Origin of the sequence: Aquipuribacter hungaricus (assembly GCF_037860755.1) — a bacterium.
GTDB classification, from domain to species: domain Bacteria; phylum Actinomycetota; class Actinomycetes; order Actinomycetales; family JBBAYJ01; genus Aquipuribacter; species Aquipuribacter hungaricus.
Map to the genome: position 1 here is coordinate 1 of NZ_JBBEOI010000486.1, position 785 is coordinate 785.

1 protein-coding gene is annotated in these 785 nt (G+C 80.3%); it reads right to left on the minus strand.

The genetic code is table 11. The features are described from left to right. Nucleotides 1–785 (minus strand): DAK2 domain-containing protein (locus tag WCS02_RS20790; protein WP_479688816.1); only part of this gene is annotated, 785 nt, incomplete at both ends.

Sequence of the window (785 nt, forward strand, 5' to 3'; positions counted from 1 at the left end):
AGCGCCCCGACGACGTCGTCGACCGGGCCGCCGCCCAGCACGGCCAGGGCGGCGAGCACCTGCACCTGCGAGCGGGACCGCGCGACGACCGCGGTGACGCCCTGCTCCTCGGCGGCCAGGGCGGCCTGGTGCGCGACCGCCGCCGTCTCCGCGTCGTTGGGCAGCAGGAGCACCCTGCGGCCGCCCTCCCCTGCCGCGACGACGGCCGCGAGCAGGTCGCCGGTGCTGGCCCTCGCCCCCGGTGCGCTCGGGACGACGGTGGCGCCGCCGGCCCGGCACAGCTCCTCGGTGGCCGCGCCCGCCGCGCAGGCGACGACCGCCAGCCCGGGTCCGTGGCCGTGCGCCTGGTCTCGTGGCAGGGCGGCGTCGGCAATTCGCTCGTGCTGCGCGGCGCGGGCGGCGGCGAAGTGGGTGATGCGGACGGCGCTCGGCCGACCCGCCGCGAGGCCGGCCTCGACGGCGGCACCGGGGTCGTCGGTGTGGACGTGCACGTGCCACAGGTCGCCGCCCCCGACCACGAGGACGCTGTCGCCCAGGGCGAGCAGCGCGGCCCGCAGCGTGTCGACGGCGCCCTCGTCGTCAGCCGCGAGCAGGTACATCACCTCGTAGCCGGGCCCGCCGGGCTGCAGGTCGGCACCCGGGACGGCGCCGGGCCCGGGTGCGCCCGCCGGGGTGCCGGTCGCCCCTGGGTCCCCTGGCTCGACCGCCCCGGCGGTGCCGTGGACGACGTCGCGCAGCGCCACCAGCGCCAGCACGAGCCCCGCGCCGCCCGCGTCGACGACCCC